This is a genomic window from Rhizobium sp. 268 (assembly GCF_036571585.1).
Taxonomy (GTDB): Bacteria; Pseudomonadota; Alphaproteobacteria; order Rhizobiales; family Rhizobiaceae; genus Rhizobium; species Rhizobium redzepovicii.
Genome location: NZ_JAPPSO010000045.1, coordinates 1 through 5,742, shown reverse-complemented (window position 1 = coordinate 5,742; position 5,742 = coordinate 1). Strand labels below are relative to the sequence as shown.

Annotated in this window: 6 protein-coding genes and 1 pseudogene; all 7 read left to right on the top strand. The window is 59.4% G+C overall.

Annotation, left to right across the window (positions count from 1 at the left end):
- On the top strand, window positions 1-203 hold a 203-nt coding region (locus OS035_RS33055; RefSeq protein ID WP_331815536.1), incomplete at its 5' end, for a hypothetical protein.
- A 160-nt stretch (window positions 204-363) separates the two neighbouring features.
- The gene (locus OS035_RS33050; RefSeq protein ID WP_130654317.1) at window positions 364-1,245 is read left to right on the top strand and encodes an N-acetylglucosamine kinase; all 882 of its coding nucleotides are present in this window, start codon (window positions 364-366) and stop codon (window positions 1,243-1,245) included.
- Complete coding sequence (locus tag OS035_RS33045; protein ID WP_128408582.1) at window positions 1,242-2,006, top strand: GntR family transcriptional regulator; 765 nt, start codon at window positions 1,242-1,244, stop codon at window positions 2,004-2,006. Before OS035_RS33050 ends, OS035_RS33045 begins: the two co-directional genes overlap by 4 nt.
- 572 nt (window positions 2,007-2,578) lie before the next feature.
- Window positions 2,579-2,713, top strand: a complete 135-nt coding sequence (locus tag OS035_RS33040) for a hypothetical protein (protein WP_267970729.1) — start codon at window positions 2,579-2,581, stop codon at window positions 2,711-2,713.
- Window positions 2,714-3,396: 683 nt separating this feature from the next.
- Window positions 3,397-4,365, top strand: coding sequence for a DUF3991 and toprim domain-containing protein (locus tag OS035_RS33035; protein ID WP_130790757.1), 969 nt, complete (start codon window positions 3,397-3,399; stop codon window positions 4,363-4,365).
- A gap of 114 nt (window positions 4,366-4,479) precedes the next feature.
- Window positions 4,480-5,078, top strand: a pseudogene (locus OS035_RS33030) (DUF1419 domain-containing protein).
- A gap of 10 nt (window positions 5,079-5,088) precedes the next feature.
- Window positions 5,089-5,490 (top strand): DUF3085 domain-containing protein, encoded by a 402-nt coding sequence (locus OS035_RS33025; protein WP_331815531.1) that lies wholly within the window; start codon window positions 5,089-5,091, stop codon window positions 5,488-5,490.
- Window positions 5,491-5,742 lie beyond the last annotated feature (252 nt).

Here is a 5,742-nt window from a genome sequence, read left to right as displayed (position 1 = left end):
GGCTTGATGATTATCAATTTCGCCGGGACCGCGCTTTGATCCAGATCAAAGTTTCCCTGCCATGGCTGTTGTTTGATGCGACTGCCTCGACACGATGCCGTCCGAAGAATCCTTCAAACTTGAACAACGGAGCAAAGATCTTCGAATCTTGGCGACGAAGCCGTCGACGTCTTTGCGCACGAACTTTTCCCAAAATTGCATGAGGGTTACTCGCGACAGTCTCGCCCCATGCCCTCGCCAGCCGGTTTTCCAATTGACACGAAAGTATGTTTGTGCGACGTACGTACGAACACTACGAGGGCAGCTGGGGCGGCCCGAACGCGATCGACGTTGTGTCAGATGACCTCCTGAAGGAACGGGCGGATGACCGCATACCTAATCGGAATCGATGGCGGTGGCACGAGCTGCCGTGCGGCAGTCGCCGGTTCGAACGGGAATATCCTTGCGCGGGCTCAAGCCGGGCCAGCCAACATTCTTTCCGATCCGGATACGGCGCTCGACAACATTGCCAGTGCGACCCGCGCGGCGTTTTACGCAGCTGGCATCAATGCGCGTAGCATCGCCTCGGCGCGTGCAGTTCTGGGGGTCGCGGGCAATAATGTCGGCGAGGCCGTTCACTACGTGAAAAACAGGCTACCTTTCGCCCAGGCGGACATCGAGTCAGACGGGCTGATCGCGCTACAAGGCGCGCTTGGTGATAAAGACGGTGCCGTCGCCATTTTAGGAACAGGCACGATCTACATTTCCCGCCACTGCGAGACGGTGACCTACGTCGGCGGATGGGGCTTTACTGTGGGCGACCTCGGCAGCGGCGCTCGTATCGGACATGCGCTTTTGCAAGAAACGCTGCTAGCATATGACGGCATTCACGACATGTCCGCGATGACCGCCTCGGTCCTTGCGGAATTCAAAAATGACCCACGCAATATCGTCGAGTTTGCGCGGCAGGCAAAGCCCGGCGCCTTTGGCCGCTATGCGCCGCGCGTATTCGAGCACATGAAACAGGGCGATGCCGTCGCCGCGCGCCTGTTGCAAGAAGCCGCTGTTTCAGTTGACGAAGCACTTGATCGTCTGGTCGCTCGAGGAACGCAGAAGATTTGCCTGCTCGGCGGATTGGGGCCGCTGTATTCGTCCTGGATCGCTGCACGGCATCAAAGTCTATTGGTAACGCCCGAAGGAGATGCACTGAGCGGGGCCGTGGCCTTGGCTGTGTCGCGCTTCGGGCATCTGAAAGCGATCGAATGAGTGACAGGCTTGCAGCCATGCTTCCAGGATGGGACACAGACATCAAGGGCGCCGGTCCGCTCTATCAAAGGCTTCGGCTGGCGCTTGAAAAGGCGATCCTGTCGGGTAAACTCAAAGAGGGCGACGTTCTTTATCCCGAACGAGACCTCGCTGAACATGTCCGCGTTAGCCGTGTAACGGTCCGCAAAGCAATCGACCATCTCGTCCAAGACGGATTTCTGGTTCGCAGGCGCGGCTCAGGAACCTTCGTAGCCGGATCGGCGGTCCGCGCAGATCAGCCTCCGTCACGCGCGAACCTTTTGACGGGTGACATTTCCTGGCTTGGATCGGGCACGAAAGTCGAGTGCATCGAGCGCAGCACATCTCATCCCGCACCCGAGGAGATGATGACACTCGGCCTGTCAAGCGACAGTCGCGTCGTGCGCATCACCCATTTGCGGAGCTCGGCGGGCCAGCCGCTTGCGATTGAACGCATATGCATTTCCTCCGAGTTCCTGCCCGCCGCTCGTACCGTTACCTCTTCCACCTGCAACACACTCGCGGACGCAAACTTTAGACCCATTCGTGCGATCGAGCGCACTTTCGCACTTAACATCGAAGATCCGGACGCCACCACGCTTGGCGTCGCGATCGGAACGGCTGGTCTTTTAACAAAGCGCGTTGCCTATCTTGCTTCGGGCCGCGCGATCGAATTCAGCCGCTCACTTTTTCGAGGCGATGCCGAAGGTTTCGTCAGCGAGCTCACCTTTCTCGAAAACTGACCTCTCTCCTTACAAGACAGGATCCTATCATGCAGGCCACCTTCGCTGCCGCCGGTGCGGCTTTGCGTTCCGAGAACACCGCGCTCGTCGTCACGGTCGCGTGCTGCTTGTCCGACTATCCCGCCATCTCATTGAGATGTCCCATCGAGCTGAGGGCGAAATTACCCGTCTCTTCGATTCGGTCGCCCCTCGCCTCAATCTACGGTGTCGGGCTCAGCTTTGATCGAGGCGCTGCCTTGCCCAGGCAGCCACGCCCGTGATCGCTGCGTCGATCGCTCTGACGAATAAGCTTCCGCTTGGGGAACCCGCAAAGGCCAAAGGCATACTTAGCACAAAGGGCGGCTTGTGTGGTGTTGACCCCGGGTTTGAGTTGAAGTCGAGCTGGATAGGTGGACCAAAGGTATTCGAGGCAAATGGCCATGGTGAGTTTTGAACAAATTTACACCGGTAAAGTCGATGTTTCCGCTCGAAACCCTAGTGGGCTTTAGCTGAGTGGGACTCGCGCCATGAAGACAGCAATGCTCTCTCCGATTGAACGAACCTGTCTCCACTGGATATCGAGGGGGTGGACTGTGGCTGATATCGCGTTGATCGAGGGAAAGCGTGCCGCTGAAATTCAGGCATGCGTGGAGCGTGCGGTTATTTCGCTCAACGCCGAATCATTGGAACAGGCGCTTGAGAAAGCGAAGCTCACGCGATCAGACTGATCCCATCATGGTTGCGGGCGCCGGACGCTTTCACCTTGCCTTTCATCCGCTTGTAAATGCACCGTTTCGGCGACCTCCAGGTCCTCAGCAAGATCGCGCCATCGGTTTTTGAAAAGACGGAGACAATGGCTCCTGCGGTCGGTGCGGAACGTAGCCGAATCGAAGTGGCCACGAACGCAAGCCAATTTGCGTGTTTGAATGGATCCTGGCTCTCTTCCGGATTCCACGATCAACCCGCTGAAAGGTCCGCTAGGAAGCTGCTGCCGCGTCGCGCTGATCGCGCCGATCCCGCGCCTTTGAGGAGTCATTCAGCGGGAATTGGCCGGGCTTGAGCCCTCTAAAGTCGCTCGATCTTTCCTTTGTACGGTCCCACGCCTTCCAGCTCTCCCGCGACCTGATGGTCACGGTCTTCGCAGCCGACGGCAAGTACGGCGTTCTACCCTCTGACGAAATCGACGCCGACGACGATCTTGCGATCGTTCACGATTCTTTCCGTGGTTCTGGCGTGCCGCTTGCGAACTGCAGACGCAAGGGAGGCTTCGCCGCGGTCAAGCATTGCATGATCCGACACTTGTCAGCCGCGCCCTTGCCGCCTTTGCTCTTCGCGGCTGGCCGAAGGGTGCCCGCGAAACGAAGGGCAAAGAAAGGCAACGAGGGCCAATCGCCGGGCGATTGGAAATCAAATGAAGAGAAGAGAAATAGAAGCGCTGCGCGAACGGGTCGGTTGCGCGGCGGTTCTCGAAAGGGCGAGCTTCGCCATCGACTTCGAGGAAAGCAGCCGGCGGGCGATTAAGTTTCGCCGTGGCGGTGAAATCATCATCGTTACGCATGAGGGGCGCGGATGGTTCGATCCGCTCAGCGATGCGAAAGGCGATGTGTTCGGGCTTGTCGAGCATCTCGATCATGTCGGATTTATCGAATGCGCCGAACGGGTCGCAGATCTCGTCGGTTTCACGATCACCGAGCCGGAGTGGCAGCCATTGAAGCCTGATGGAGGATACGACCTCTCTCTCCCCGATCGTTGGCAGGCGCGCCGCCGCCCATGGCCCGGGTCGTCGACATGGTGTTACCTCAATGGCGAGCGTTGCCTGCCTGCACATTTACTCCGCAACGCGATCAAAGGCGACCTTCTTCGAGAAGGCCCGCATGGCAGCCTATGGGCAGCTCATTCGGACGATGTCGGCGTTGTGACTGGCTGGGAGGCGCGAGGTCCGCAATACCGAGGGTTCGCCTCTGGAGGGAACAAGATTCTTTTCCGGCTCGGGCCGCCTACTGCGTTGCGCCTGGCCGTCACAGAAGCCGCGATCGATGCCATGAGTCTCGCGGCCATCGAGGCGTTGCGTGACGGCACGCTCTATCTCAGCACCGGCGGCGGATGGTCGCCGGCCACGCAGGCCGCGCTGAGGGAATTGGCCGCCAGACCTGACGCCCAGCTGGTCGCTGCGACCGACGCCAATTCTCAGGGGGATCTGTTTGCAGAGCGGTTGCGGGCGCTCGCCGAGGATACCGGGTGCGACTGGACGCGGCTGCGCCCGCCCAAGGAGGATTGGAACGAGACCCTGAAAGTCAGGGAAAAGCAAAAACTGGAAAGAAAGGAAAGTGGCGTGCCGCAGCGTCAAGGGAAGGCTTCGCCCGGCGGAGCCGTCCCTTGACCCGGCCGGTCGCGATGTCGGCGGCTCGGAAGGGGTCATGAAGGACTGAAGGGGATGGCGAGGTCGAGAGGACGGCGCTGCACTTCAGTCCGAAAACCTCCAAAGGCGCCGCAGATGATCACCTCTCCCGCAACCGCCAAGGTTTTTCAGGGCGTCGCAAGCCGCCAGCAGATGTTCCGCATGTTCGATCGCCACGCGCAGCGCCCAAACCGTTGGGATGGTGATGCCGCACCATTCTACGCAGGCGAATGGTTCGAGATCGGCGAGACCGAGTATGATTACATGTTCGAGGTCCTGCCGCCATTGTGGGTCCGAGGGTCGATGTTTGCGATGCGCGAATACATGACCGGCTCGGTGACATCCGTGTTCTTTGCGCTCAGGATCGACGCGGCCATTCGATATTTCCAGGCTATTGCGATCTTTCCGACAAGGCATCCGTCGAAACGATGCGCGTCGCCATCATCGAGCGCGAAAGCCGTCCGGTCCATGACGCGGCAAGAGCGGCTCGAGCATATCTGGAGCACGACTGCCGACGATTACCGCGGCTATGCCGGAGACAAGTGGCCGCAGTCCGCTCGCGGCAAGCGCACCGTCGTGCTTTATGGCGGCAACGAGGGCACTTTCCTGAAGCTGCTCGAGGAACTCACCGACGGGAGAGCGCTGTGAAGCTGCCGGTGCATCTTCGCCACCTTCCCTCCCCGATTGCCGCGTGAGGAGGACGCCTTGTTCACTTTTAGCGTGGTCGACGTTCGTGCAGTGATCGCGCGCGGACACACCGACGCGGCAGCCAATGGCGGTTTCCGCAATCCTCACTATGGACTGCTTCCGGATAAGGACGAACGGCACGGCCTGTGGATCGTCGGCGATGAAGGCGTCTATGTGCTTTCCAACGGAAAATTGGCAGAGGGCCAAAGGGCACTCGCAGTCTATGCCGACGAGTGCGATCCGAAGACCAAACCGGACTACCAGGACTACAAGCGCCGGTATTTCGGGGGAGACGACGGCATCGTCTTCATCGACGCTGAGAGACTGGAAGCCATGCTTTCCACAAACCCTGAAGCCACGCATCTGCGGGCGGAGTTTGCGACGGAAACAATGCAGCGCTCCGTAATCACGCGCTCGTAGCTCGCGATCGCTGCCGCCGGACGAACCAGGTCCAAATTTCCTCACCTCAATTTTATCCTGTCCCGTGGGAGATGGCGCACATCCTCGAAAAGGAGCTTTCATGTCCCACGATCCCTTCACCCTCGATATGTTCGGCAGCAGCGCATTGTCGTCCGGCTTCGGCCTGGGCGTCGCCGCGTTTGGTGGGTGTTGTCACGTTAAGTTTCTCTGGCTGGAAAGGTCAGCGGCTCGTGGATATTCAGGCGACACAGG

Coding starts and splice junctions, on each gene's coding strand:
- OS035_RS33050 (WP_130654317.1), top strand. CDS start 364: ATGACCGCATACCTAATCGGAATCGATGGCGGTGGCACGAGCTGCCGT.
- OS035_RS33045 (WP_128408582.1), top strand. CDS start 1,242: ATGAGTGACAGGCTTGCAGCCATGCTTCCAGGATGGGACACAGACATC.
- OS035_RS33035 (WP_130790757.1), top strand. CDS start 3,397: ATGAAGAGAAGAGAAATAGAAGCGCTGCGCGAACGGGTCGGTTGCGCG.